This is a genomic window from Leisingera sp. M527, from assembly GCF_025141525.1.
Classification (GTDB): Bacteria; Pseudomonadota; Alphaproteobacteria; order Rhodobacterales; family Rhodobacteraceae; genus Leisingera.
In genome coordinates, this window is the sequence record NZ_CP081037.1 from 2738304 (window position 1) to 2762809 (window position 24506).

At 54.6% G+C, this 24506-nt stretch carries 27 protein-coding genes and 1 tRNA gene; 16 read left to right on the forward strand and 12 right to left on the reverse strand.

Translation table 11 applies throughout. The features are described 5' to 3' along the window. Positions 1-310 precede the first annotated feature (310 nt). On the forward strand, positions 311-1534 hold the full coding sequence (locus tag K3555_RS13665) for a hypothetical protein (protein ID WP_260005679.1): 1224 nt from the start codon (positions 311-313) through the stop codon (positions 1532-1534). Between the two features lie 334 nt (positions 1535-1868). Here K3555_RS13665 and K3555_RS13670 read toward each other — a convergent pair whose 3' ends face one another. Beyond that, on the reverse strand, positions 1869-2429 hold the full coding sequence (locus K3555_RS13670; protein WP_260005681.1) for a transposase: 561 nt from the start codon (positions 2427-2429) through the stop codon (positions 1869-1871). A gap of 11 nt (positions 2430-2440) precedes the next feature. Between K3555_RS13670 and K3555_RS13675 the strand changes: the two genes are divergently transcribed. Then, the gene (locus tag K3555_RS13675) at positions 2441-2584 is read left to right on the forward strand and encodes a hypothetical protein (RefSeq protein WP_260005683.1); all 144 of its coding nucleotides are present in this window, start codon (positions 2441-2443) and stop codon (positions 2582-2584) included. On the opposite strand, the gene K3555_RS13680 is transcribed toward K3555_RS13675, so the two are convergent. Continuing rightward, the gene (locus K3555_RS13680; protein ID WP_260005685.1) at positions 2581-2904 is read right to left on the reverse strand and encodes an H-NS histone family protein; all 324 of its coding nucleotides are present in this window, start codon (positions 2902-2904) and stop codon (positions 2581-2583) included. The two genes, K3555_RS13675 and K3555_RS13680, sit on opposite strands and share 4 nt — an antisense overlap. Before the next feature lie 230 nt (positions 2905-3134). Here K3555_RS13680 and K3555_RS13685 point away from each other — a divergent pair, with 230 nt between their 5' ends. Next, on the forward strand, positions 3135-3329 hold the full coding sequence (locus K3555_RS13685) for a hypothetical protein (RefSeq protein ID WP_260005687.1): 195 nt from the start codon (positions 3135-3137) through the stop codon (positions 3327-3329). 74 nt (positions 3330-3403) lie between these two features. Here the strand turns inward: K3555_RS13685 and K3555_RS13690 are convergent, their stop codons facing one another. Next, entirely contained in the window at positions 3404-5116 is a 1713-nt protein-coding gene (locus K3555_RS13690; RefSeq protein ID WP_260005689.1) for a ParB/RepB/Spo0J family partition protein, read from the reverse strand. A gap of 105 nt (positions 5117-5221) precedes the next feature. Further along, entirely contained in the window at positions 5222-5719 is a 498-nt protein-coding gene (locus tag K3555_RS13695; RefSeq protein WP_260005691.1) for an antirestriction protein ArdA, read from the reverse strand. Between the two features lie 504 nt (positions 5720-6223). Between K3555_RS13695 and K3555_RS13700 the strand changes: the two genes are divergently transcribed. The 4 genes from K3555_RS13700 to K3555_RS13715 all read left to right on the forward strand — a co-directional run bounded on the left by K3555_RS13700 (position 6224) and on the right by K3555_RS13715 (position 12000). Further along, positions 6224-8671, forward strand: a complete 2448-nt coding sequence (locus tag K3555_RS13700; RefSeq protein ID WP_260005693.1) for a DUF4238 domain-containing protein — start codon at positions 6224-6226, stop codon at positions 8669-8671. A gap of 86 nt (positions 8672-8757) precedes the next feature. Beyond that, a complete protein-coding gene (locus K3555_RS13705; protein ID WP_260005694.1) occupies positions 8758-10110 on the forward strand; it encodes a hypothetical protein in 1353 nt (450 codons plus the stop codon). A gap of 25 nt (positions 10111-10135) precedes the next feature. Beyond that, positions 10136-10570 (forward strand): hypothetical protein, encoded by a 435-nt coding sequence (locus K3555_RS13710; protein ID WP_260005696.1) that lies wholly within the window; start codon positions 10136-10138, stop codon positions 10568-10570. 1046 nt (positions 10571-11616) lie between these two features. Next, complete coding sequence (locus K3555_RS13715) at positions 11617-12000, forward strand: hypothetical protein (RefSeq protein ID WP_260005697.1); 384 nt, start codon at positions 11617-11619, stop codon at positions 11998-12000. A 4-nt stretch (positions 12001-12004) separates the two neighbouring features. Here the strand turns inward: K3555_RS13715 and K3555_RS13720 are convergent, their stop codons facing one another. From K3555_RS13720 to K3555_RS13735, 4 genes are all read right to left on the reverse strand, one after another. Then, positions 12005-12559, reverse strand: coding sequence for a hypothetical protein (locus K3555_RS13720; RefSeq protein WP_260005698.1), 555 nt, complete (start codon positions 12557-12559; stop codon positions 12005-12007). 14 nt (positions 12560-12573) lie between these two features. Next, positions 12574-13047, reverse strand: a complete 474-nt coding sequence (locus K3555_RS13725; RefSeq protein ID WP_260005699.1) for a hypothetical protein — start codon at positions 13045-13047, stop codon at positions 12574-12576. A 471-nt stretch (positions 13048-13518) separates the two neighbouring features. Continuing rightward, positions 13519-13668 carry a hypothetical protein gene (locus tag K3555_RS13730; RefSeq protein WP_260005700.1) on the reverse strand — a complete coding sequence of 50 codons (150 nt, stop codon included), beginning with the start codon at positions 13666-13668 and terminating at the stop codon, positions 13519-13521. Positions 13669-13699: 31 nt separating this feature from the next. Then, positions 13700-14269, reverse strand: coding sequence for a recombinase family protein (locus tag K3555_RS13735; RefSeq protein ID WP_260005702.1), 570 nt, complete (start codon positions 14267-14269; stop codon positions 13700-13702). Positions 14270-14422: 153 nt separating this feature from the next. On the opposite strand from K3555_RS13735, the gene K3555_RS13740 reads away from it, so the two are divergent. Continuing rightward, entirely contained in the window at positions 14423-14767 is a 345-nt protein-coding gene (locus K3555_RS13740; RefSeq protein ID WP_260005704.1) for a hypothetical protein, read from the forward strand. Between the two features lie 3 nt (positions 14768-14770). On the opposite strand, the gene K3555_RS13745 is transcribed toward K3555_RS13740, so the two are convergent. Continuing rightward, positions 14771-15532, reverse strand: a complete 762-nt coding sequence (locus K3555_RS13745; protein ID WP_260005706.1) for a hypothetical protein — start codon at positions 15530-15532, stop codon at positions 14771-14773. A gap of 34 nt (positions 15533-15566) precedes the next feature. Further along, the gene (locus K3555_RS13750) at positions 15567-16292 is read right to left on the reverse strand and encodes a hypothetical protein (protein ID WP_260005708.1); all 726 of its coding nucleotides are present in this window, start codon (positions 16290-16292) and stop codon (positions 15567-15569) included. Positions 16293-16527: 235 nt separating this feature from the next. Here K3555_RS13750 and K3555_RS13755 point away from each other — a divergent pair, with 235 nt between their 5' ends. The 6 genes from K3555_RS13755 to K3555_RS13780 all read left to right on the forward strand — a co-directional run bounded on the left by K3555_RS13755 (position 16528) and on the right by K3555_RS13780 (position 21311). Continuing rightward, positions 16528-16821, forward strand: coding sequence for a hypothetical protein (locus K3555_RS13755; protein ID WP_260005710.1), 294 nt, complete (start codon positions 16528-16530; stop codon positions 16819-16821). Between the two features lie 69 nt (positions 16822-16890). After that, a complete protein-coding gene (locus K3555_RS13760; RefSeq protein WP_260005717.1) occupies positions 16891-18525 on the forward strand; it encodes a type IV secretory system conjugative DNA transfer family protein in 1635 nt (544 codons plus the stop codon). Between the two features lie 22 nt (positions 18526-18547). Beyond that, complete coding sequence (locus K3555_RS13765; protein WP_260005719.1) at positions 18548-18859, forward strand: hypothetical protein; 312 nt, start codon at positions 18548-18550, stop codon at positions 18857-18859. A 1-nt stretch (position 18860) separates the two neighbouring features. Beyond that, positions 18861-19181 carry a hypothetical protein gene (locus K3555_RS13770; protein ID WP_260005720.1) on the forward strand — a complete coding sequence of 107 codons (321 nt, stop codon included), beginning with the start codon at positions 18861-18863 and terminating at the stop codon, positions 19179-19181. Between the two features lie 248 nt (positions 19182-19429). After that, positions 19430-19702: a hypothetical protein gene (locus K3555_RS13775; protein ID WP_260005721.1), complete on the forward strand. Its 273-nt coding sequence runs from the start codon at positions 19430-19432 to the stop codon at positions 19700-19702. A gap of 34 nt (positions 19703-19736) precedes the next feature. Next, complete coding sequence (locus K3555_RS13780; RefSeq protein WP_260008539.1) at positions 19737-21311, forward strand: recombinase family protein; 1575 nt, start codon at positions 19737-19739, stop codon at positions 21309-21311. Here the strand turns inward: K3555_RS13780 and K3555_RS13785 are convergent. Beyond that, a tRNA-Thr gene (locus K3555_RS13785) sits at positions 21274-21349 on the reverse strand. The genes K3555_RS13780 and K3555_RS13785 overlap by 38 nt on opposite strands. 357 nt (positions 21350-21706) lie before the next feature. Here K3555_RS13785 and K3555_RS13790 point away from each other — a divergent pair. Then, positions 21707-22582 (forward strand): hypothetical protein, encoded by an 876-nt coding sequence (locus K3555_RS13790; RefSeq protein WP_260005723.1) that lies wholly within the window; start codon positions 21707-21709, stop codon positions 22580-22582. 84 nt (positions 22583-22666) lie between these two features. Here the strand turns inward: K3555_RS13790 and K3555_RS13795 are convergent, their stop codons facing one another. Next, complete coding sequence (locus K3555_RS13795; protein WP_260005725.1) at positions 22667-23164, reverse strand: hypothetical protein; 498 nt, start codon at positions 23162-23164, stop codon at positions 22667-22669. A gap of 143 nt (positions 23165-23307) precedes the next feature. On the opposite strand from K3555_RS13795, the gene K3555_RS13800 reads away from it, so the two are divergent. Continuing rightward, the gene (locus K3555_RS13800; RefSeq protein WP_260005726.1) at positions 23308-24297 is read left to right on the forward strand and encodes a hypothetical protein; all 990 of its coding nucleotides are present in this window, start codon (positions 23308-23310) and stop codon (positions 24295-24297) included. The last annotated feature ends 209 nt before the right edge of the window (positions 24298-24506 follow it).

The following is a 24506-nucleotide window of genomic DNA, read 5'->3' on the forward strand; positions in this document are numbered from 1 at the left end:
ATCCCATGATCTCGCTGCGCGAAGCGCGAATGGCAGGTTCCCCCGTCGCGATACACCGTCCATGACCACGCACTTGCAGCGATCTTCGTACTGCGAGCTCACGCAGCATAAAATGCCATGACCGCCTTGGGCTCCTACCGCCAAGCTGTAAACGAGCGGCCGGATCAGAGCCATTTTGACTAATGCTGCGCCGAGAACGAACGTCCACTTTGTTGCGAGGGGGGAAGCTCCTAGTTCTGAGTAAGCATCAGAATCTCGCCTTGGCTGTGGTACATTGTTGTCTTTATCGTTGGATTCGGGAGGATAGCTCATGTTCAGAGCGATCAACTTGCTTGCTATTGCAGTTATTGCATCGAGTGGTTCAATAGCTTCAGCAGACCAAAGTAGATGCGAGGCGGAATGCGGGGCACTCGGAGCAGTAACCGTGGTTGGTTGCGCAGCAATTACCTATTTTACTCTCGGTGCGGCCAGTTCGTCTTGCACGGCTGGCCTCGCGGCTATGGAAATCTGCTTGGAAAATTGCCTACCTGATGAAACAGCAGCAGTCTCGCGACAAAAAACGGAATTCTTCGGCGAGTTTGACGACAGCTACGGATTTGATGTTGTGCAGTTTCAGCCTGATGGACGCGCGCTCGTACGTTTGTCCCAAAATTCTGGTTTTGGTGAATGGTCGCTTTGGGGAACCGGACATCGACCGACCGACCGAATTGCTGATATGAACGGCGATGGTCTGGATGACATTGTTCAGTTCCAACCGGACCAACGTATCTTAGTCAGCTTGTCGACGGGGTCAGCCTTCTCAGAATGGGAAAACTGGGGGACAGGGCATGCACCAAGGGATAGATTTGGGCAATTTGACGGGCAAGGTGGCGAAGATGTCATTCAGTTTCAGTCGGATGGTCGAGCATTGGTTCGCTCCTCAAAAGAGGGCGGGTTGAATGATTGGAAACTCTGGGGCAAGGGACATCGCTTGACGGATAGAATTGCTGATATGAACGGCGATGGTCTGGATGACATTGTTCAGTTCCAACCGGACCAACGTATCTTAGTCAGCTTGTCGACAGGGTCATCCTTTTCAGAATGGAAGAACTGGGGAACAGGACACGCAAGACGAGATCAATTTGGGCAATTTGACGGGCAAGGAGGCGATGACGTCATTCAGTTTCAGTCGGATGGTCGAGCATTGGTTCGCTCCTCAAAAGAGGGCGGGTTGAATGATTGGAAACTCTGGGGCAAGGGACATCGTTTTACGGATAGAATTGCTGACATGAACGGCGATGGTCTGGACGACATTGTTCAGTTCCAACCGGACCAACGTATCTTGGTCAGCTTGTCCACGGGGTCATCCTTCTCAGAATGGAAGAACTGGGGGACAGGGCATCGAGTTAGTGATGCACTGATAGACCTAGACGGGAGTTTCGGGGATGACGCCATTCAAATTCAGTCTGATGGGCGGGCGCTCGTCGCAAAATCCTCGAATGGAAGCATGGACAACTGGAGAAATTGGGGCGACGGACACAGGTTTGAACCGTAACCAGCGAAAAAGAACGCACTTGGCTGGCTGATCGCAAGCAGTTATTTGAGCGACTGCAGCGTAGGTCCGCTTCTCTAATCGGGCGTTTAGGTCAAGTTCATTTCATCGTTTCGTCTCCTCACTTTAGGATCACCGTCACTCATCCGGGTCACGCTTCTCTTCGCAGTCATTTTTGGCCCAGTTCGGTTGGACTGCTGCATGCATGTGTCGGATTGGACGTGGAGCGCCCCGCTTCGTCTCGCGCTTGATGTCGCAGCAGACATATTCGGCGTCATCCACGAGACCTCGTCCGGTGAGGGACGATCCCGTCATTGGTCTTTAGAAGGCTGTCAGGTCATAGCGTGGCCTCCAAAGGTTTGTGACGGAACTCGGTATTGTCGGCCCACATCCGATGCATGATGACAGCCAGTTTGCGGGCGACGGCAACGACGGCTCGGCGACGACCCCTGCGACGCATCAGGCGCAGCCCCCAGCTTTTGATCTCGGAGCTGGCGACAGATCGCATCATCATCGCATTTGCTGCGGCATAGAGCGTGGCGCGCACATCCCGGTCTCCGGCTTTGGAGATGCGGCCAGGATTGTCGGATTCGCCAGACTGATATCTTCGGGGTGTCAGTCCGAAATGTGCAGCCACTGTCCGAGAGCTGGTAAACCGTGACGGGTCATCAACGGCGGCGCGGAAGGTGAGGGCCGCGATCGGCCCCACGCCAGGGATCGCCATGAAGCGCAGGCAGATCGCGTCGTGACTGGCGGCTTGCTTCACCCGCCGATCCAGCTCGCGGTACGTTCTGTAGAGCATCGCACGGGCATCCAGCAGCGGCAGCAGAGCACGTGACAAATCCGGATCGGCTTCGATGAACCGCGTTGCCGTTGTGCTCTGAGACCGGCCCTTCATAACACCGCCGTATGCCCGAAGACATGCTGGGCCTTGCTATCGAATGGGTGTATGCCGTCTTCCGCAAGGATGAGCTGGAAGCAATGCAGGAGTGTTTTGACTTCAACAATGCAGCCCGCGAAAAACCGGAAGACGACGATCTGATCCCGGTTTAGATTTCCAGGTCTTCGATGGATTTCCCGGCTTCCAGAGCGGCGTGAACCCATGCGGGTTTACGCCCGCGTCCGCTCCAGGTCTGGGACGCATCTTCTGGATTGGCGTATTTGGCAGCAGCTTTAGCGCCTGACTTACGCCCCTTGCCACCATGCAGGGCAATCACGTCCTCGAATGACACGCCATGTTTTTCGGCAACGGCCAGCATTTCCTCATAGGCGTTTTGCTTGGCTTCTTTTTCCACTTCCACCTTGCGGGCTTCAATGTCTTTGGCCAGCGCGTCCAGCTCCGCCGGGCTCAGTCCAGTCAGATCAATTCCCATGTGTTCCTCGCGTTTTTGTTTGCTTGGTCAAAGCAGATAACAGGTTTTGAAGCAAGCGCTTGCCGGATCGAAGCTAATAATGCGTGCGGTAAATCGCACAGGTGATTTCTCTCCCCTTCCTTCCAATCAGAAGCAGCCACCCACCATCAGGCCTTTATGAGCCGAGGATGATGGGGACGGGGCCGAAAGGCCCTGATGGTTGGGGCCTCCTTGATCCAAAGGAGGAGAGAATGACACTCACCACACGATTTGAAGCCGCCATGCTTAGCGATAACGAACTGCGCGGCCTGCTGCGCAAAGCCTTCAACGCTTTGGCCGCAAGCGCCCCAAACACACTGGAACGCCGGAATGCCCTGGCCACACTGGAAACATTGCAGGCGGAGCTGAATGCAAGAGTGCCAAGCCCACAATTGGAATGCTCTTGAAATGAAAATCGCCTGATGGCTTGCCATCAGGCGAAATTTTGGTGGGGCGGCTCTAGTGGCCGCCCCTGCAAGACTTAGGAATAATGCCTCTTGATGGCCTCCCACTGCTCAATCGCTGCAATGCCGCCGCGCTTGGTATAACTGCGCATCGGAAAGGCCATGTATCGCGGTTTCCAGTTTGCTGTCTTGGGTTTGCGGGTGCCATTGAGACAATCCGCAATGATTTTCTTCTGCACCTTGGCTGTCGCTATAATATTGGCTTCTGCGGTGCTTTTGCCAGCAACCTCGCTGACCATGGCATTAATGGCCTCTTTGTCTTTCAGCAGATCAAAAAACACCTCGTCAGCCTGCATGAAACTGGCCATATCTACAGATAACAGCTCGCCCAGCGTCTCCACCAAGGCCGAACCACATGGCAGGCATTCAGCAATAGCAATGGCAAGCACCCGCATTACCACCTCATCGCTTAAGTTCAGCAGCTTGGCAAAGATCGCAGGAAGATCGCGGCAGATGTGCCAGTCATCCTTGCGCAGAACCAATGTTTCATCTGAGTGGGGTTCAATACCGAGCAGTTCTAGAACTTCTTTGCGCTCATTGCTGATACGCTCCTGTCCGGCATTCGCAGAAAGGCTTTCTGAAATCCTGTCAGAGTTTGCCTTTTGCGGATCAGCCTGCACCGACCACAATTCCGAACCTGCAATGATTTGAGCAACAGCCAGCCGCAGCGCGATGGCCGGATGTTGCAGAAGCTCGGCACGGACAGCGGAGTGACGATGCAGCGACAGGTAGTTCTGCATTGCTTTGGTAATCTCGGGGCGCTGACTTGTCTGCTCCGTTTCGCCGAACGCAGCCTTTTCACGCCGCTTGATTTCCTTGCGGGACAACTGCCCCTCAAAGAAGGTGACTTCCCCGCTTTCGGAAATGCGCACATAGACCTTCCCGCCGCGCTCCTTCGGCGTATCCACGTAGTCATAAGCCGGAAAATATTCCCCGATATCCAGCAGGATCACATCCTCCCATCCATCACCCAGATAGGCTTGACGGGCTTGGGCAATGGCGGCGTTTTGCAGTGCCCAGAATTGTTCTGGGTCATCAAAATAGCTTTCGTCTCCGAACAGGTCGGTCACGATGCCACCCTTGTAGGCTGCCGGATCAAACAGCGCGTTGCTCACCAGAATTTGCGCCCCGCCAAACAGCCAGCTTTTGAGCTGATAGCCCAGTGGCGCATGGCTGTCTTTTTCCTTGTAGAGCGCAAGCCATGCCTTTTGCTGCTTCTTGGTTGCCATGGTCAGAAGCCGCACGGTGGAAGCCGTAATATCCTGTTTACGGTAGGCTGTCAGGATCGGCGGCAGGAGGTAGGCAATCGCGAGGCGCTGACGCACCAGACGTTCCGTGATGCCAAATTCACTGGCGATGTCGTCAACGTCTTTGCCCTGCTTCACCAAGGCCGCAAAGGCTTTGTATTGGTCTATCTCATCCATCGGCAGGCGGGCGATATTCTCAACCAAAGATGCTTCAATGGCCTTGGCATCGTCTCCCTCGCGCATAATGATACAAGGCACCGGATCAGGCTTTTCGCCTGTGGCTTCAAGTTCCTGTAAGGCATGGAAACGCCGCTGCCCGGCCACGATCTCGAAGCCTTCGCAATTGGGGCGCACGAGAAGCGGTTGCAGCAGGCCAAGCGCTTTGATGCTCGGCAGCAAGTCAGACACGTCTTTCGCGCCTGTTTTACGCACGTTGATTGCGGCGGGTTTCAAGTTCTCAAGTTCGATATGTTGCAGTTCCATAGGATTATCCTTTCAATTGGTTGGGTTTAAAATTCGGTGCAAAGGCGCACCTCCAAACCTCCGAATGCTTTTGATTGGCAATGTAGGGGGCTTGCAGATGCCCCCTTACGCACAGCGGTAAATCAGCGTTTCGCCTGCGATTTCGGTTTCTGTGTAGTCCACAGCCAAATCACGGGCGATGGCGTCATAGTCGATGTAGAATTGCAGGTGTTCGGGGATATCGCCGTACAGCCCTTCATCCACGAACATTTCGGCCAGATCGCGCGTGGTGGCCACCGGATAGATATCCACGTCGAAACGGCGCGGGTCTGGATCGAAATCGTACCCGCATTCACCCACGGCAATGATGATCACTTGCTTGTCGTGATCGTCCATCTCTTCCACCAGCTCAAAATACTGCGGCAGGTTGGCTTGATTGATGCCGATGGCGGCGGCCAGAGCGCAATCAATAGCCTCACCATCAATGATCTGGATTTCAAATTCCTCGACCTTTTGGCCGTAGTCGCTCCGCAAGGCTGCGGCTTTGGTTTCGTAACCGGCCATGTCCTCAAAATAGAAGCCAGTGGCGGAGATGTCGTAGGGCTGGGCAAACAGGAGAGTCATAACGTCCTCGCTTTCATAAGGTTGAAGGCGAAGCCGACCTGATGACCCCGCGCTTGAACCTCTGCCCAGCGGCGAGCGTCCCAACAAAAAAGCCGCGCATGCGCGGCTTCGGGACGTCTCGATCAAACCTTCCGGTGATGGGTCAACATCTTCTCGGGAGACCGCCCAAGCGGCGGCAAGATGATTGACCCACAGCCGCCAGGCGTCACCGGATTTGATGCAAGCTGAAAGAACAGGTTCCAAGCGTGCCAGGGCACGCGTCAGGAAAGAGCGGCGGCATTCCTGCCGCCTCAACTCATTCTATGCGCAAGGGATGGACGCCGCATGGCCGAGACCTGTCGCCGCCGACGGCGAAGACGCGGGCTCGGTTCACGACAGCCCGCTCGCCCCTGGCGATGCGCCGAACAGCCACTAGATGTTGACTGGCTGGATGAAACTACCGCAATATAAACATCCATCTCGCCCTGAGCAAATTGGGCTCAAGGCAGAAGAAACGGGTTCCCCATGAGTAAGACGGATATCACGAGAGACAATCATTACGTGCCTATCTGGCACCAAAAAGGCTTTCGTGCGCGCGGCAAGAAGAAGCTGCACTATCTGAACATGACACCAGATGAAATCCATCTACCGGATGGGCGCATTAAGCACCACCGCGCTCTGTTTGAAAGCTATCCCACACAGTGCTTCTACCAGACCGATCTCTACAGCACGTTCTTTGATGTCCACATGGGTGATGAAAGCATCCACGTGAATGACGAGATTGAACGGAAGCTCTTCGGAGACATTGATACCAGCGGCTCAAATGCAGTTAAGGCATTTCTCGGAAGTGATCTTTCCGAGTGGCACAAGCATTTCCAGAATCTCTTTATCTATCTGGATGCTCAAAAGTTTCGGACACCAAAAGGCCTCGAATGGATTAAGACCAGATATCCGACCTTGGATCAGAATGCCCTGATGAGGGAGATGCAGGGCGTGCGTACGATCAACTGCACACTCTGGACTGAGGGGGTACGGGAGATTGTCTCCGCGCGTGAAGCCGGAGTCAAATTCCTCCTGACAGACCATCCGGTCACAATTTACAATTATGTTTGCCCGCCGAATCATGAGTTTTGCGGATATCCCAATGATCCATCTATTGCTCTCAAGGCCAGCCAGACGCTTTTCCCGCTGGATCAGGATCAATGTTTGATCCTGACCAATCTGGAGTACGCAAAAGAACCGAACACCATCGATCCGCTGGAAAAACGCACTCATGCGCGCCAGGTGCGACAATCCCTGGTTCGCACGGATAAGTTCATCAAAACGCGCACGCTGAGAGATGCGGACGTTATCGCGATCAATCACGTCCTTAAGTCTCGAGCGAAACGGTTTATCGCAGCTGGAAATAAGGATTGGCTGTGGCCCGAGAAATCTTTCCAAGGAACATGGAAAGACATACAGGCAACGCTGTTACCCCCAAAGGATGAGCTGTGGAGTTTTGGCGGAGAGACATTCGTCGGCTACAAGGACGGAAGCGTCGACTATCAGGATGCGTATGGTCGTAAGACCAAAGCTGCCGAGTTTCTGAACAAAGACATCAAAGAGGCTGAACTAGGCGTCAATGATCTTTGTGGATGCGGGTCGGGAAAAAAGTACAAGAAATGTTGTAAAGAAAAACCGAAATCCAAGAGGACGAGTTGGAAGACACTGAGCATTCGTGAGCGAAACCTGGGCTTCTTCCGGGGTGTCAACGCGATCCTGGGATTGGATTCAGGCAAGGACTGGAATGACGTTCGGCGCGAACTGGATGAAGAAAAGGTCAGGAGAATTCACGAGCTTTACGGTTACACTTGGCCGCTGGATACTGATTTGTTCGACCTTTTGCCCAAGCCGGACGGAGTTGCACGGGCTTTGTATGCAGGCATTTTGGATCCGCGCACCACGCCCTTCATCGTCTCGAATGCCTGTATGTATTTGGGGGAGGTGCTGGTTCAAAACCCCTTCATCAATCCAAACCAAGTCAACAAAGAGTTTTCGCCTGTCGAAAATCCTCACTCTTTTCTGGTTCAAACGCTCAAGAACCTTCTGTTCTTTTTCCAACTTTTTCCGTTGATCGAGAGCGGACATGTAAACCTGTTTCCTGACCCGTCATCAGTTGACCCCTTCCTTCAGCGCCACGCTATGGAACTCGCAGAAGAACGCTCCAGCGGACTGCATGTATCGGGACGTGATCGGGGCATGTTGGAACGTCTTCAGGAAGAAAACTTCCAGCATACTCTTTGCATGCTTCCGAAAGAGGAGCAGGAGCGCATGGCACGGCGAGCAGATCTGAATGCGCCGGAAGAATTCGTTCAGTACTATCTGAAGCAGCTGGAACGGCTACGCGAAGAAAACCCGCTTGTGCTACTTCGCGATGGTGTCTTTTCTGGCGATGATGGTGGCGGTCAGTTTACGTCATTTCAAATGGCGCCGAACTTCGAATTGATGCTGATGATCGCGCAGGCAACTGGAGCATTTGTTGTAACGGATAGCCACTATCGTTGGCGCGAACTTGGTGCGGCTTGCCATCGTGATGCTGGCATTGTGAACCTTCGTGCTCCCAGAGTAGCAGAGCACGTCTCGGCAAAAGCTTTGCCGCTCTGCGAGGATTTGATGAGCGCTGATTTCATGCTGGCCGAAGGAAAGCTGCAAGGGCACCGGAAGTGGATCGAAACGCTAAACGAGAAACTGTCCGTTGCAGGTATTCCGGTTCCGGAGGATACACTCATCGAAGCCCATGACCGAGCTGTCAGAAATGTAAAAACGCAGTTTGGTGACTATGCAAGCGGCGATACAGCTATCTGCTTCCAGTTCATGGCGCCTGAAGGTGGCATGTACCACAATAACGTTCGGAGGTTGATGGTGCGCAGCGGGATTGATGATCGCCCGGATCGCATTCCGTTGGCAGTTCTGATGGACATCGCTGCATCATAAATCTATGAATATATTCAAATTTGTTGAAATTTTTGCCGGGCCAATTGATTTCTCGTCAGGCGGTTCGCAGGAGTAAGTTTTCATTGATGACTGAAATTTGGCAATGGCTAACATGCAACTTCAACAATAGAGAACTCGCAGGAGCGACGTGGATTTCTCTTGTCCTTGTTGTTTCCGTGGCGAACAAGGATATTCGTCAAAGTATTGGTGGGGTTATTAGCGCGCTTGTAACTCCAAAGCTCCTATTGGTGTTCTTGTCGTATGCCGGTTTCGTCGCCGCACTTGCTTGGGTTGGTGTAAACCTAGGGCTTTGGACAAGTGGACTAACCACACCGGCGATTGTTTGGTATTTCATCGGTGGATTGCCTTTGCTAATTCGTGCTTTCGACGCCAAAGAAGGCTCGCAGCATTTCAGAGGTTATGCGAAAGCAGCGCTCAGTGGGACGGCATTATTAGATTTCCTGTATGTAGCTAAAACATTTAGCTTGCCTGTCGAGCTGGTGTTCACGCCCATCATAGCCTTTATCTCTATGCTAGCAGCGGTTTCAGAGCGGGATGTAAAAGATAGAGCTGTAGCCAACCTGATGACATTGTTCCTGGCAGTTTTTGCCGTTGTTGTGTTCTGGAACTCTATTTCTCAAATCATGGACAAACCAGAAGATTTTTTCACGACGGCGACGTTCAGAGCTTTTTGCTTGCCAATATACCTGACCGTTGTATCAATTCCATTTTTCTATCTGCTGCACTGCTTCTCTCATATAGAAGGTGCAAGTATAAAAATTGATCAAAAGTCGTTTCAATCTGATGACCTGAAAGCGTATGCAAAGAAGCGTTTCTTCCTGACATTTTTTCTTCGGCCATGGTTGTTGAGACGTGCGACGCGGCAGTTTCACGTTAAGCCAGCAAAGGGGAATGGTGATGTGGACTCCATCATCCGTGAAATCTTGCAACATGAGCGTTACGCCGAAAATCCACCTACTGTCGATGAAAGCACAGGCTGGAGTCCTCATGCTGCGCGAGAAATTCTTGCCGATGAAGGAATGAGAGCTGGCGACTACCACTCTAGCTTCGATGACGAATGGTGGAGCGGAGTTACGACTAAAGAACTTGATGGCAGCCTCCTTCCAAGTCTTGCTAATTTTTCGTTTAAAGGCGTTGAGGGGTTGGTGTTGCAGTTAAGGCTGAGGGGGTACTTTATGGATGAGTTCGTTACGGAAGAAGCTTTGGGGGAATTTTCCAGGTTGTCCCAGCTCCTTGTGAGGCGAGCTGAAAAGGATGGCGATACTGGCGAGCTATTAGCCTCGCTTCAGGAAATGCATCCTTTCGAGGCTTGCACCGACGCAACGAAGGTCGAATTCAAGCGAGAGCGTTTTCCTAACGAGAAAGGGTTCGAGCTTGTACTCGAGCTCACGCGGTCTGCAAAAATATCCTGCGAATAAACTGAAACAACTAAGGATAGCAATGATGAACGACAAAAGAGAGTTGTTTGAAGGGTTTCATGACAGATTTGGCAGAGCCATTGAGCAAGGGTTTTACCTGGAAGCCTCCTGGTACATCTATGCATTGATCGAAGATCGCTTGGTGTCCATGCTGCGCCAAAGTGGTGGTGTTGGAGAAAAGGGCAGTACAACACCGATAAAGATGCTTGGCCCGAAAATCAAAGAGCTAAAGAGGCGTGCTGTTTCAGATGGTTTGCTTCAGCAAAACCTGCCTGACACTGCACTCTCCGAATGGAGCAGCCGCCGAAATTCTCTTATGCATGCGATGGCTGATGGGAACCTTTCACAAGAGGAAATCGACAAGCAGTCTTATCTTCTGGCAACGAACGGAAAAGAGCTCGTCAAGGAAGTTTCTGCGGCTGCTATGCGTTTGAAAAAGCATCGCGCAAAGGTGAGCTAAATATCGTAATGTGATCCATCCGCATAACGTAGCGCACATCCAATCCGGCAGTGTTGGTCAGGGTTCTACAGGGGGCAGGAACGCCCCTTGGCCTCGATGAAGTCGTCATGGGGGTATTGGGGGTAGCAGGAACGCTCCCCTGATTGGTGATCGAACGGCCAGTCGTTTGTGCATGGTTCAGTGCAGGTGGAGAGGCATGTCTCCAAGCCCTGCGAGTGGTTTCAAGGGGCGCGATAACCCTTTGATCGATGGGATGGTTCCAAGGTAAGGGCAGCAATGAAATGCTCCCTTCCTGGTCTCCATGAAATGGTGGCGATTGAACGGCCACACGTTCTCCTGGCTCTGGAATGGGTTCGCATACCCTGGATGAGCCAGCCGCCGGAGGGATGCAACGGGAGCGCGCAGCGGGCTCCCTTGCCAAGAGGTGGTGGTAGTACCACCAACATCTTGCCGTGGCTCTTAACTCCAAATTCGGAGAAAAACGGCTGATTTTTAGGGTTTTGACAGCGGGTCAAGCTGTCTTGTCTCCCGTGCTATGCCTGCCAAGCTCACATATCACCAAAATCTCTTTAGGACAGTTAAGGCACATCTCGCCTGCCGTGCTATGTCTGCCAAAGCACACATCTCGCCGTGCGTCTTAACCCCAATTTCGGGGAAAAACGGCTGATTTTCAGAGTTTTGACATTGGGGCCAGCCTCCTGATCTTTTCCTGCACTCATTTCTGCCAACCTTTAACGGACATAGTGTCAATTTCTTCAGGCAACGTAGAGAAGTGGTGCTGTCTCTTTGTCAGGTAGGTTCATTTTTTTGCTTTTAAGTTTCCCGCCATCTTGAGGAAGCTTTTTCAGTTTTTCGTGTTTATGCGTAGCTCGGGGCAGTCTTCGGCGGCAACCCAGCAGCGTAGGTGTACAATTATTTCACTGTCGCCCGCTCCCTTGCCGCTAGAACTTGTGCACGATCGCGTGTAGCTTTTTGTAAAGTAACAGATTTTTAAAATTGACTTGTGCATTCAATGCGTGTAGCGTGCCTTGGAAAGGAAGGTCAAAATGGCCAAGTTGGATTTTCGACGTGCGGCTTTTCCCTGCGCCGCGCTGCAAGATAACGTGGATAATCGCGCTAACTTGCTTGTATTACTCAAGCAGTACTTAAAGGCAGAAATCGATAGCTCTCTTCCTGCCGACGAGAGAATGAATTTTGCTGAACTAGTGAAACAGGCTCTCGTTTTACTTGAGCTTGACGATGACACCTTCGCAAATTACGTCAGTGTAAGTCGGCCAACTGTAGGTCGCTGGTGCAGAGGAGAGACCGAACCTCTCACTGCAGGCCGCGCAGCTGTGTGTTTTGAAATATATGATTGCGTAAACGACAGGTTGCGACTGCTTAATGGCTTTGCAAAAAAGGGATATGCGGCCGACTTTCAAGCTGCATAACTTTTTATGAGCCAATCCCCTCTTTGGAGATTTGGACAATATACCAAGTCAAGCAACCGAAAAGTATTGCCAGCACCAAATGTGGTTGCAGGAATTGAAAAAAAGATACCCCTAGCTGCTCAGTGATTCCGCCGCTCACGGTAAGAACTGCCAGTGCGGATATGGCGTCCCTCTTGGTCGGTCCCAATTTCGAATTGGGTAGAAGCTGCCTTCGGACAGAAGGTGAAATGACAACAAAAAGAAGAACAACATAAAATGATCTATATGACAAATTCTCGCTTCTGTCTGGCGCAGTTAAAGAGTCGATCCCCAAAAAATAGTAGCAAAAGAATATTAACACGCTCCCGAATAAGTCGAGCAAGAAGACTGGCCGACCGTAAGGCGTGACACGGCTTGAATGAATGAAGCCAAATGAGTAGAACGCAAAAATAAGAACGCCAAATAAGAATGGAATTTGCTGCAGAGCACGCATCCCGGCTGCGGCCAAATGCGTAAAGAGAAGCACCATCATGGTTCCGAGCACGGCGGGATAGACTAAGCCAAGGGCGAATGTTTTCATTTACTTTGCCTCACTTACTGCTTGGTCAAGAATTCTCTTAAACTTGACACTATATCGGAGGTGGAGACTCTTCTTAACGTTCTTGACGTCTTCAATTTGACCGGGGTGCCATCCGGTAGTTTTTCGTCCCATTTTTTCAACCATTTCGCCACAGCAACGAATGAATCTGGATTTTGGAGGGTATAACGTTTCCCTTCAATTAAACCATGTTCGTTCACATCCATCTTTCCGCACTTGGGCGGGCTTATTTTTACAAGCCCCACTTCGCGGCAACACAAATAGCGTTTCGCCAATTCGCCAATTTTTTCATTTTTCTCATGAGTGCAGAAAATAAATTCTTTGCGCCCGAGTGATTTACCTTCCATGTTTATCAAAAACCCCAACGTAAGCAAAATAATAACAACACCAAGGCGATTTCCGCGGTGACTTTCTTTTACAAACAGCCCACCAAGTTCGATCTCATCAGCCCCGACAACTTGATAGGTCATCCCCACAAAGTTGCCATTACTATCTGATGCGCACCAAACATGCCCAGCGGCGCAAAGAAGTTTAAATTGGGTTCGATTTCTAGGGAAGATGTGGGACGAAGAAGACGTGCAAGATTCATGCCATTCGTAGGCTCGCTCCCAATCTTCTAGAAGTACAGGAAAAATCGTTATCATACTCATTCACGCACAAAAATAGGGCAACCTATGCTTGGATATTATGTTAATGCAAGGCTTGTTACGATTCAAGCCTCAAATAGCATTAACAATTTCATGCAACACCTATAATATTGACACTACTTACCTTTCGATCCGAGATAAATTCAATTTTGACCCTAAGCTCAGAAATATTAATTTCAGTAACAGCCCCGGAATTAATTTTGTTACCCCGATTCCTTTAACAGTTTCCCAATGAAATAATTAGCTGAAAGGGTCTGATCTAAACTGCTTCATCCAATAATTAATCATTACATTTCACCGCCCCTCATTCATCCATTGGTCCATGGTCAGTTTTTCCACGGCGGTGAGAATTTCGGTGCGCGTTTCCGGTTTGCGGATGGCGGTGTATGCCAGCAAAAGCCGGAACAGTTCCTCCGGTGTGACGTCATAAGATGATTGTATCATTGGGTTTTCCTTTCGTTTGATGTGTGATCCTTCATGCCAGCCCCTCGCGCCGGATGGCGCGTTGCAGGGTGATGCGTGAAACGCCCAGCAGATGCGCGACATAGCGGCAGGGATAGCCGTTTTCTGCGATGTCCTCATGCGCCAGACGCACGGTTTCCTTATCCAGCTTTCGCGGCCTGCCCAGGCGTTTGCCGTTGGCTTTGGCCGCCGCCAGCCCTTCACGCGTGCGGCGTGCCAGGATGCGCCGCTCAAACCGCGCGAAAGCGGCGATGAGCGTGTAGAACAGCTCGCCTTCCTCGGTCGCGGTATCAAAGCTCATCTGGGCAATACGCAGGTGAATGCCGCGCGCCCGCAACTGATCCGCCGTGATCAGCGCGTCGATTGTGGAACGAAACGCGCGGTCCAGATCCCAGACCAGAAACGTATCACCGGAGTTGAGGCGGGAAATCGTGGCTTCAAACACCGGACGGTGGCGCGCGCCAGCGGATAGATACTCAATATGAAACTCGTCGCACAAATCGCGCAGGCCATAGGCTTGACGGTCCGTGGATTGCTCACGCGTGGAGACGCGCAAGTAAGCGATAGTGCGGGGTTTGGGCATGGCTGACTGCTCAAAAAGGAACCTTTTTGAGCATGGCCGGATATTCGGCGCTGAGTGGCGTTTTCCGGCTGTTTTTGCCCGTATTGCCGGGCTCTCCCTTAATACCAAATTCATTGAATCCCGTAAATCTGTGTTGGTCAAAATCCTTCAATTATGATCGCTCGCAAGAGATTGTTTGCAAAAGGAATTCTAACCGCGCTTGCGCTTCATCCACAGCTTTCTGCTGCGAACGGGTTCACCAGCGCCGATGTGCTGCAATGGGAGCAAAGCGCGCAGGACAGCATGTTCCAGACATCCATAGGTATGTTGGCAGTCGTTGCCTCACAGATGGATGACAAGGCGCAACTCGCAGAGTGCATTGATGACTGGTACTTCGCAGACCCATCAGCGAAACCTGCACGCAATGGCGCAATCCGTGAGGCCATGGAGAAGTTCCCCGACTACCACCCGCAAATCATCCTGTTTGCAGTGGTGGAGAAAGAATGCGGTAAGTTCTGATTTCTAGATTTCGGGGGCAGCAACATTCAATGTTGGACGGGCAACAGCTTCTTGATTGGAGCTAAGCGATTGATCCCTTGTGAAATACTCGACACGTTCCTCAGCGCGTGCAACAAGTTCCCCTGCGCGGTTCTGGAAGCCCGTCATGCCGTCTTTGGCGGTTGGATCGCCCTGATCGGCCATGCGTTCCTGCATGTCGCCAATCTCGGCTTGTCCGGCGTGGATACTGTTTTCCAGCTCCAGTAACTCGGTCATGCGGTTGGTCGCTACTTCCAGCTCTGCCAGCTTTGGCTCATCACCACGCCAGACGATGGTTTCGGCCAGCTCTGCATCAACTGCGGTGCCGTTCTCGAACCGGACATTGCCATCCTGATCCTGAAAAACGGCGCGGCCATCCGGCAGGCGGGCGGCGCGGTTCATGATGTCCAGCATGGCTTCCTCAGTCTCGGCCTTGATGTGCTGCACTTTATCCAGGGCGGTATCCAAACGGGATTGTGCATCACGCAGCTTTTCTTCCGTCTCGCGGTAGAGCGCGGCGTATTCCGAGTCGTTCCGCATGAGAAGCTGGAGGGTGGTGAGCAAGGCTGCGCGTTCTTCACGCTGCTTGGCGACTTTCTTGGGATCGCGCTCGCCGTTTGGGAGAAAGCGCGCCATGCGGCCAACATCGCGCCCGGCCATTTCATTGTTGAAATCGTCCATGTCCTGAGCGCGCCGTTTGTCCCGCTCAGCCTGCCGTACATCCTCATCGCCGTTGCCAGAATTCATAGCAATATCATAAAGGTATTAGGTTAATTCAGCGTTAAGATTGGTTAATGGGGTGTTTGAGGAGAAAGCGGCGCAAATCTCTATAAAGAAGCTCAGAGGGATAGTGATGGGCGCGAGACCGGCTGCGCATTGAAAGCAATTCTTCCTTCTCCAAAAGGAGTTTCATATCCTCCGACAGCTTTTTAAATCGTTCGATGACATGTCCATATTGTTGCAAAAAACCATCCCGGTTTATATTCGCTCTGATCCAGTTTCCGGTGTCTCGGATTCGTTCAAGTGCATTGCGAACATCCGGCGGATAATCAATGAGCGCCCCATCTCGCATGGATATGTTGCAAAACACTCTCGCCGAGACCTCAAACATGAGGTTTTGCAGTTCACCAGCATCGCTCAAGCGCGGCGCATGCCGCTCGATATGCCTGGCAAAGATTTCGCTTTCTACCACTCCCTGCAAAAACCGTTTCCCCTTGTCTTCTACCCTCCCGTTGCGCAGGAGGTAGAAACCAGCATTTCCAAACCCATGCCGATGCATAACTACACCTTCAAAAAGTTTGCGGCGTAGCACTCTATATGTTGCGCGGATGGTTTTCTCAGATATCCCGCTGGTTTCGGCCAAGTTCTTTGCCGGAACATCATCCGCAAAGCCGCGCAGAATCTTCAGGAATTTGTACTCAGACAGCTTGGCATTGCGCATGTAGCGGTTCTTGGGGCGGGGCTTCGGCTTCGCCTTTTTCTCTTTAGAAAGCTGCTTTTTCCTCATTTTGGCAATGCCTTACGTGGAATTTTCGAACCCTGTTCTTCCCTGGCGAATTTGCGTTTTGCGCGGTTGTGCTCATGTTGGTGAAGCGAGGCGGATGAAGCAAGCCTTCCTCCGCCAAGCCCCAACCACGCTGCAATAGCGGCGACCAACCAGAACCAGCGAAGCCCTCCCTTCGCCGAAAGCAGTCCTTTCGGTGCACGGTACAGCTTTGCCTTGTGACCAGAAAGGACAAGAGATGGATACTCCCCCTGAACGCAACAAAGACGTTGAGCATTTGGCCGGAATGATTTCCGCCGGACTGACGCTCTTCATCATGGTCAATGCCATTGACGGGTATTTCGAGACGGTCTTCGGCTATTTTGCCGACCGTCTGCCCTATGAACTCGCCTATCTCGCCACCCTGGTGCGCTACGCGCTCGGCGCAGGCATTGGCTACAAATTCTTCAAGATCGTGCTGACCGCCATTCTGTTGAGCGGCGTGATTGGCATGCTGCGCACCGGCTCGCCGCTGGCGGTACTGGGCTTCTAACGGCCTCAAACGACGAAATGCGCCGCATCTCCTGTTGCGGCGCATTTTCTAACCTCTGGAGGAATACTCATGGCAGTCCGTGTTCTCGATCCGTACGGGGCAGCCCGCTTTGCGACCTTCAAAGAAGTACGTCAGGCCGGGCTTTTGCGCCCCCACGGCGTTGAATTCGGCCTCGCCCATGGCCGCCCGCTGTTCCACCGCAACCGCGCCGGAGTCAAAGTGACTGGCGGCGCAGGCAGCGGGAAGACCTCCCAAACGGCAATTCCGATGATCCTGGGCAGCCGTAGCGTGTTCGTGTTGCTGGATGTTAAAAACGGCGAGATTACCCGCGTGATCGAGCCCCACTGCGCTCTTGCCCGCATCCCGCTTTATACGCTCGACCCATACGAGGTGACGGGGTTCCCGCAGCTTCGCACGTCCTTGCTGTCGCACCTTAGATCCGGTTCATCCACGCTGGTGCCGGACTCCCAGCGCTTCTGGCAGGCGATCCTGCCAGATAGCGGCGGAGACAGCCGTTTCTTCGATCAAGCCGGGCGGCGGTTTGGCGATGCCGTCACCCGCCACGATGTGGGTTTGAATTGCGGCACCTCGCTTCTACGGCTCTTTGAGGTTTGCTCGATGCTGCGTGCCGATTTCAGCGCATGGTGCGGCTGGGCAGAGCTTGCCAAAGATCACGGCACGCTTGATCTGATCGCGACCTTTGCCGAAATGGCCGAGATGTATGAGGCCTCTCCCAAGACCTTCGAGTCCATTATGGCCGGGGTGAGCAACGCGCTGGCTTTCATGACCGACCCCGCCATTCAGGCCACCTTCGTGGATGATGTGGCGGCGGATTTTCCGCTGGAGGTGATTGCCGATCCAAGCGCCGGGCCTGTCATCGTTTCCCTGATCCTCCCGGAAGAGGTTCTGGAGCCGCTGGCTCCGCTGGTGCGGCAGTTCTTCTCCTCCGTGCGCACCATCAAGCAACGTCGGCCTGATGCGCCGCCTGTGAACCTGCTGATCGACGAGGCGGCCAGACTGGGGCGCTTTGGCGAACTGGCTGATTTCTTTGCCATCGGGCGTGGCGCGGGGCTTACGCCTTGGGTTTTCTATCAGGATGACGGGCAGATCGTCCGCAATCTGGGGCCAACCGGGAAAGCCACTATTGAGGCGAATGCCGCGCTTCTGCTCGATCTCGGCGGCGGCATTCGGGATTATGAGACCGCGCGCGCCCGCAGTGATGCGCTTGGCTACCAGACCGTCACCGTTGATGATCCGCTGACGCAGATTCGCGGCCAGAGTGCGGCGCTGGAACTCAAGCGCAAGGTGCTGCTGGAAGGGGCTGATCCGTTTGAGGCGGCCTACAGGCTGCGCCAGCTCGATTACGAGGCGATGCACCGCACCAAATTGCGCAAGGCTCTGATGGAGCCAGAAGAGCTGCTGCGGCTGGATACCGGGAAAATGCTGGTGCAGGCGCGCGGCTATCACTTGCGCCCGTTCATTGCGCAAAAACTGCCCTATTTCCGCCAGCGCCGCTTTGCTGGCCGCTACTTTCCCAATCCGAACGAGGAGCGGGATATGGGCTCCGTTGCCATCAAAACCTTCTGGGGCACGCGCCGCCGGAAGATCGCCCAGGAGCCCGTTCCCTCCAGCTTGTCCCATCTGCCGCAATACGCAGGCGGACGCCCTCTGCGCTACGTCGCAGGCTTCAAACCCAAAACCTGATCCAGCAACTAAGGAGAACGCCATGAGCGATGATCAGAAGACCCGCCCCGTTGAAACCCTGCGTGACGGCAATATCAAGGCCTCCGTCTGGGAAAACACCCGAGACGGCAAGACGAACCACAACGTGCAGTTCCGCCGTTCCTACCGGGGTGAGGACGGCCAGTACCGCGACACTGACAGTTTCGCGGCGAACGACCTGCTGCGCCTGTCGCGGCTGGCGGAACACTCCTACGACGCGGTGAGCCGCCTGCGTGAACACCAGCGCGAAGGCCAGCCCCGAGACGGGCAGGAAAACCGCCGCACGCGTGGCCGTGATCGTGACCGGGACCGCTAGGATGGGCAGGAAGAGTTTTCACCGGGCGGCGGGCAATAACGCCCGCTCGCAAGCCCGGCCTAACAGGCCCAGCAAGGTTCAGCCCACAGGAACCCTCACCCGTGACGGCCTCGACGAGCTGGCGCGAGATGAGCCGAAGGAACCCGCGCCAGAGCTCCAATTCGACATAGATGGAATTCGCGCTGCCTCCAACGCGCAGGCACGCGAAAAACACCGCGACATGATCGAGACCTTGCGCGCACGGCTGCGCTCCAAATCCGCCAAAGGCCGAACAGAGTTTCAGCGGGCCACACGCCCTGAGCGCGGCGGGCACGAGAGGTAAGTTTGCATAATGCAACCTATGGATGTTATTATGAAAATATACAAAAGGCGTAACTCCCGCGCTGGCCGCTGGATAGACGCCAAAGGACTCGCATCGGGGTCTGATCCACCGATGTAAGAAGCCGGAGCGCAATCCTCACCGGGGTGAGGTGCGCCGATAAAACAAGCACCAGATCAATACACGTCCTGGCCGCGCAAACTTGCGTGAACCTCTGCTGCGGCCTGATGAAACGCTGAAAGGGAATTTCGATGGACGGAAACAGCGAGAACAGCATCACCAAAGCCTTCAATGAGGCGATTTCCGCCAATGAAGGCAAACGCAATGTCTTTATCGACTTGCAGCAGTTTGCGCATTGGCTGGACGACTCCGGCCTCTCCGAGACGCAAAAGCATGTGGTCTTGGAGGAGTTCTGGAAGATCATCGTGGGCTTTGTCGATCTCGGGTTTGGTGTCCACCCGCTTCAAGAATGCTGTGGACAAGAGCCGGAAAACAACGCTGAGCCGGACAATCCGCCCAGCTAGGTGATACAGTGAGGCAAGAGGAAAGGAGCAGAATATGAAGGAGCCAATTCAAAAACCGGCAAGTGCGACACACGCCGTCATTTATTGCCGCGTGTCTTCAACGAAGCAGAAGATCGAAGGGCGCGGCCTCGAAAGCCAGGAACACCGCTGCCGGAAATATGCTGTGGACAGGGGTTATGAGGTGGAGGCCGTGTTCCCGGACGACATCACAGGCGGCGTGGATTTCATGAAACGCCCCGGTATGGTGGCGTTGCTGAGTTATCTCGAAGCCCAGCCTGCAAAAAGCTACGTGGTGATTTTTGACGATCTCAAGCGTTTCGCCAGAAAAACCGCCTTTCACCTCAAACTCCGCGAAGAACTGGCGCGGCGCGGTGCGCGCGTTGAGTGCCTGAACTTCAAGTTTGAGGATACGCCCGAAGGCCAGTTCATCGAAACCGTCATGGCGGCGCAGGGCGAATTGGAGCGGGAGCAGAATGCCCGCCAAACACGCCAGAAGATGCAGGCGCGGCTGGAAAAGGGTTACTCCGTGTTCGCCGCTCCCATCGGCTACGTCTACGGAAAAGACAAGCTGCATGGCAAAATCCTCACCCGCGACGAACCCATTGCCTCTATCGTTCAAGAAGCGCTGGAAGGTTTTGCCATGGGCAGGTTTCAAAGTCAGGCAGAGGTAAAGCGCTTTCTTGAATCCCAGCCCGCCTTCCCCAAGGATCTCTCAGGCGGCCTCATCCGGCAATGGAAGGTCTCCAAAATGCTCCGGCGCGTAACCTATGCCGGGTATATTGAGGCACCGGATTGGGGTGTTTCGCTGCGCAAAGGCCACCATGAGCCTCTGATCTCGTTCGAGACCTACACCCGTATTCAAGAACGGCTGAACGGCAGCACCAGGGCACCCGCCCGAAAAGACCTCAATGAAGATTTTCCCATGCGCGGCTTTGTGCTGTGCAACGATTGCGGCGAGCCCCTGACGGCATGCTGGTCCAAGGGTAAGACCAAAAGATATCCCTATTATCTCTGCGATACGCGTGGGTGCGAGAGTTACCGTAAATCTGTCCGCCGGGCAGACATTGATGAGGGCTTTGAGGCCTTCTTGCAGGCCTTGCAGCCCACGAAGCAGCTCTTCGGGCTCGTGCGCGACATGTTTATCGCTGCGTGGGATATGCGCCTTGCGCAAGCAAAGAAGCAAAAATCCGAGCTGGAGAAGCAACTGCGCGATACCAGCAAGCAAGTTGATGCGTTTCTGGATCGGATCGTCAACGCAGATAACCCCGCGCTGATTGAAGCTTACGAGCAACGTCTCGACAAACTCGGGCGCGAGCGGATTTTGCTGGAAGAAAAAGCCGGAAAGATCATCCCGCCCAAAGGGCGGCTGGAAGAGTTTATCGAACTCTCGCTCGAATTCCTCTCAAACCCTTGGGATATATACAAAAATGGCTCCCTAGCCATCAAGAAGACCGTGCAAAGACTGGCCTTTGAGGAACCTGTTCGATACTGCCGGAAACAAGGTTATCGAACACCAAAAATCACCTTGCCTTTCAAGGTGTTAGATGACTTGAACCATCAAAAATGTGATATGGTGCCCCCACACGGACTCGAACCGCGGACCTACTGATTACAAATCAGTTGCTCTACCAGCTGAGCTATAGGGGCACTCACAATCACAGGCGTTCAGATCCGGGGCCGACACGCGACCCTGAAACTAGCGTGTCCGGTGGAAAAGATCTCCCCGCCGGGCCTGCTGGGCGACTGGTACTAAAGTACAGAATGACCGTCAAGCCGGTTTGAAACTCAAATCGCGAAACTGCGAAAACCTCCCGCCAGGCTGCGCAGAACCTAACGCAGCAGCCCTCCGGGGGGAACGCCCTCAGCCGGGGCTGGCCGCCGCGGCAGGTGCGGCAGCCCCCGTAACGTAATCCCGGCGCAAAGACAGCGCAAACCGCAGGTTTGACCTCCCTGCTGCTGCGCATTACTTCTGAAGGCAATAAACCCGGAAAAACAGGTCGGATCATGCAGGTCATCATTCACTGCGGGGCGCATGCCACTGAGGAAGATCTGCTGCTGAAGGCGCTGCTGAAAAATGCAGGCGCTTTGTCGGAACAGGGCACCGCGGTGCCAGGGCCCGGCCGCTACCGGTCCTTGCTGAAAGACTGCCTGGCGGCGATGAAGAACGGCAGCGCCGCCAAGGACGCGCCGGAGGTGCTGTGGGACGCGATCCTGGATGACCGCCAGGCGGACCGGGTGATTCTCTCCAATCCGCATTTCTTCGGCTCGCCGCGGCACGCGCTGCAGGACGGACGCCTGTATCCGGAGGCCGGGGACCGGCTGCAAGCGCTGCAGGCGCTGTTTCCCTATGATCAGCCGGAAATCTTCATGGCGCTGCGCAACCCGGCTACGTTCCTGCCCGCGATGCTTGCGAAGTCCAGCCGGACCATCGTGCGGAACGCTCTGAAGGACTGCGACCCGGTTCAGCTGCGCTGGTCCGGACTGCTGGCGCAGATGCGGGATATGGTGCCCGGCATGCCGGTCACCGTCTGGTGCTATGAGGATCTGCCGCTGATCTGGGGCCAGGTGCTGCGGGACCTGGGCGGGATGGAGATCAATGCGCCGGTCAAAGGCGGGATGGACTTGCTGGCCACCCTGATGCAGCCTGCCGGCATGGAGCGGTTGCGCGCCTATCTTGCAGAAAATCCGGATCTTACGGAAATCCACAAACGCCGTGTCTACGCCGCCTTTCTGGACAAGTTTGCGATGGAAGACGCGCTGGAGGAGGAGCTGGACCTTCCCGGCTGGACCAGCGTGCTGGTGGAGGAGATGAGCGAGCGGTACGAAGAAGACCTCTATCTCATCCAGCGGATGCCCGGCGTCACCCTGATTGCGCCCTGATTGCTGCCAGGCGGAACGCGCATAGCAGAAATGGATTGCGTTGCCGCCGCCGGGGGCCCTGAGTAGCAGGGCCCCGCGCCAGGCTCACTTCTGGGGTTGGCCGTTGCGTCCAAAAACCAACTCTTCAGTGCTCAGGTCATCATAGGTAACCTCGACCGCAATCTGCTGGATGGAACCCAGAGGATAGCTGCGGTAGGGCATCCCGTCTTCATCCTTGATCATATTCGGAAAGCCTTCCTCCAGGTGGCAGTCCGGCAGCGGCCAGATTTCCGGCGGGTTGCCGTTCACCCCCAGCTTGACCTGCGCCAGCCCGCAGCGCCAGGACCACAGGTGGGTCACATAGAGCAGATCCTGGCCATTGAACTCGCGCACATGGATCCAGTTGGCTTGGGTCGCGGCCAGAATCGGCTTCACTTCCAGCGCAGTCGTAAAACGCCCGGTCGCCTGCTGCGGCTCAGCGGCCGGTGCCGTTTGGGCTGATGCTGTTTGCACCGCCTCCAAAGCAGCTGCAGCTTCCGGAACACCAGGCTGTGCCCCGGGCAGCACTGTTGCCGCAAGAAGGGCCAGGATCACGTTATTCATCTTTGTCTCTCCCCGGTTTGCGCCTCTGGCGGCACAGACCGTCTGAAATTGTCTGCAGGCTGGTTGCGCGGCGCCTTGCAGGCTTGTAGCTAATCAATCAGGCAGTCCTATCCGCCCGGAAGAGACGGAACACGGGGAAAACCATGGCAAATGCCCCCATCAATGTGATGATCGTCGGCCAGGCCGGCCGGCTGCAGTATGAGGCGCTGCTGTTTGCCGCCTCGCTGCGCCATTGTTCGCCCGGTTTTTCCGGACGGCTGTTTGTGGCAGTGCCGCAGCAAGGGCCGCTGTGGGAGAAAGACCCCGGCATTCGCAATCAGGAGGTTCTGCAGGCGCTGGCGGACCTTGGCGCCGAAATCCTGCCGTTCGAGAGCAAGGCCTTTGGCGCCGCCTACCCTTATGGCAACAAGATCGAAGCATTGCAGGCGATGCCAAAGGGCGCGCCGTTTGTGTTTTTTGACACCGACACGCTGATCACCGGCGAGCTGGCGGATGTGCCGTTTGATTTCTCCCGCCCGTCGGCCTCGCTGCAGGTTGAGGGCACCTGGCCGAAACCGACACTGTACGGACCGGGCTACAGCGGCATCTGGCAATCGCTCTACAGCCGCTTCGGCCTCGACTTCCTGTCCAGTCTCGACCTCGGCCAGCCGGATGAATACTGGAAGCGCTATCTCTATTTCAACGCAGGTTTCTTTTACGGCGCCTGCCCGCGCGCCTTTGGCAAGCGGTTCCTGGTCTACGCGCAATCGGTTCGCAACGATCCGCCGCTTGAGCTGGTCGGCCAGGTGCTGGAGCCCTGGCTGGACCAGATCGTGCTGCCGCTGGTGATCCACTCCTTCGGCGGCGGGCGCGATGCGCTGCCTGCCGGTTATCTGGATGGGCAGACCAGCTGCCATTACCGGCTGTTTCCGCTGCTTTATGCGCGGGAAAGCGACCGGGTGGTGGAGTTGCTGCAGGAGATCACTGCTCCGAACCGGCTCAAGAAAGTTCTGAAAGGCTACGAGCCGATCAAGCGGATGGTCTATCAGGGGCGCGGCGAAAAGGTGCGGGCGCTGTTTGATCGTGCAAACCTGCCCCGCCGCGAACAGGCAATCCGCAACCGGATCAAATCCGAAGGCTTCTGGATGCGCTGACCGCGGCTTTCGGGTCTTGGAGAACGCAGGGCTCCCGCCCGCTCACGGGCCTCTGGCAGAGGCCCTTCGCAGTTGGGTCCGGCGCCGCGCTGCGCGCGGCGCGCGCCATGCGCAGCATGGCGCCCCGCCCAACGGGCGCAGGCACCGCCAGGGGCCGGCGGCGGGCGGGAGCCTTTTGCTGCGGCATTCCCGCAATTGCCTTCCCAGCG

Coding starts and splice junctions, on each gene's coding strand:
- K3555_RS13665 (WP_260005679.1), top strand. CDS start 311: ATGTTCAGAGCGATCAACTTGCTTGCTATTGCAGTTATTGCATCGAGT.
- K3555_RS13670 (WP_260005681.1), bottom strand. CDS start 2,429: ATGAAGGGCCGGTCTCAGAGCACAACGGCAACGCGGTTCATCGAAGCC.
- K3555_RS13675 (WP_260005683.1), top strand. CDS start 2,441: ATGCCCGAAGACATGCTGGGCCTTGCTATCGAATGGGTGTATGCCGTC.
- K3555_RS13680 (WP_260005685.1), bottom strand. CDS start 2,904: ATGGGAATTGATCTGACTGGACTGAGCCCGGCGGAGCTGGACGCGCTG.
- K3555_RS13685 (WP_260005687.1), top strand. CDS start 3,135: ATGACACTCACCACACGATTTGAAGCCGCCATGCTTAGCGATAACGAA.
- K3555_RS13690 (WP_260005689.1), bottom strand. CDS start 5,116: ATGGAACTGCAACATATCGAACTTGAGAACTTGAAACCCGCCGCAATC.
- K3555_RS13695 (WP_260005691.1), bottom strand. CDS start 5,719: ATGACTCTCCTGTTTGCCCAGCCCTACGACATCTCCGCCACTGGCTTC.
- K3555_RS13700 (WP_260005693.1), top strand. CDS start 6,224: ATGAGTAAGACGGATATCACGAGAGACAATCATTACGTGCCTATCTGG.
- K3555_RS13705 (WP_260005694.1), top strand. CDS start 8,758: ATGACTGAAATTTGGCAATGGCTAACATGCAACTTCAACAATAGAGAA.
- K3555_RS13710 (WP_260005696.1), top strand. CDS start 10,136: ATGAACGACAAAAGAGAGTTGTTTGAAGGGTTTCATGACAGATTTGGC.
- K3555_RS13715 (WP_260005697.1), top strand. CDS start 11,617: ATGGCCAAGTTGGATTTTCGACGTGCGGCTTTTCCCTGCGCCGCGCTG.
- K3555_RS13720 (WP_260005698.1), bottom strand. CDS start 12,559: ATGAAAACATTCGCCCTTGGCTTAGTCTATCCCGCCGTGCTCGGAACC.
- K3555_RS13725 (WP_260005699.1), bottom strand. CDS start 13,047: ATGACCTATCAAGTTGTCGGGGCTGATGAGATCGAACTTGGTGGGCTG.
- K3555_RS13730 (WP_260005700.1), bottom strand. CDS start 13,668: ATGATACAATCATCTTATGACGTCACACCGGAGGAACTGTTCCGGCTT.
- K3555_RS13735 (WP_260005702.1), bottom strand. CDS start 14,269: ATGCCCAAACCCCGCACTATCGCTTACTTGCGCGTCTCCACGCGTGAG.
- K3555_RS13740 (WP_260005704.1), top strand. CDS start 14,423: ATGATCGCTCGCAAGAGATTGTTTGCAAAAGGAATTCTAACCGCGCTT.
- K3555_RS13745 (WP_260005706.1), bottom strand. CDS start 15,532: ATGAATTCTGGCAACGGCGATGAGGATGTACGGCAGGCTGAGCGGGAC.
- K3555_RS13750 (WP_260005708.1), bottom strand. CDS start 16,292: ATGAGGAAAAAGCAGCTTTCTAAAGAGAAAAAGGCGAAGCCGAAGCCC.
- K3555_RS13755 (WP_260005710.1), top strand. CDS start 16,528: ATGGATACTCCCCCTGAACGCAACAAAGACGTTGAGCATTTGGCCGGA.
- K3555_RS13760 (WP_260005717.1), top strand. CDS start 16,891: ATGGCAGTCCGTGTTCTCGATCCGTACGGGGCAGCCCGCTTTGCGACC.
- K3555_RS13765 (WP_260005719.1), top strand. CDS start 18,548: ATGAGCGATGATCAGAAGACCCGCCCCGTTGAAACCCTGCGTGACGGC.
- K3555_RS13770 (WP_260005720.1), top strand. CDS start 18,861: ATGGGCAGGAAGAGTTTTCACCGGGCGGCGGGCAATAACGCCCGCTCG.
- K3555_RS13775 (WP_260005721.1), top strand. CDS start 19,430: ATGGACGGAAACAGCGAGAACAGCATCACCAAAGCCTTCAATGAGGCG.
- K3555_RS13780 (WP_260008539.1), top strand. CDS start 19,737: ATGAAGGAGCCAATTCAAAAACCGGCAAGTGCGACACACGCCGTCATT.
- K3555_RS13790 (WP_260005723.1), top strand. CDS start 21,707: ATGCAGGTCATCATTCACTGCGGGGCGCATGCCACTGAGGAAGATCTG.
- K3555_RS13795 (WP_260005725.1), bottom strand. CDS start 23,164: ATGAATAACGTGATCCTGGCCCTTCTTGCGGCAACAGTGCTGCCCGGG.
- K3555_RS13800 (WP_260005726.1), top strand. CDS start 23,308: ATGGCAAATGCCCCCATCAATGTGATGATCGTCGGCCAGGCCGGCCGG.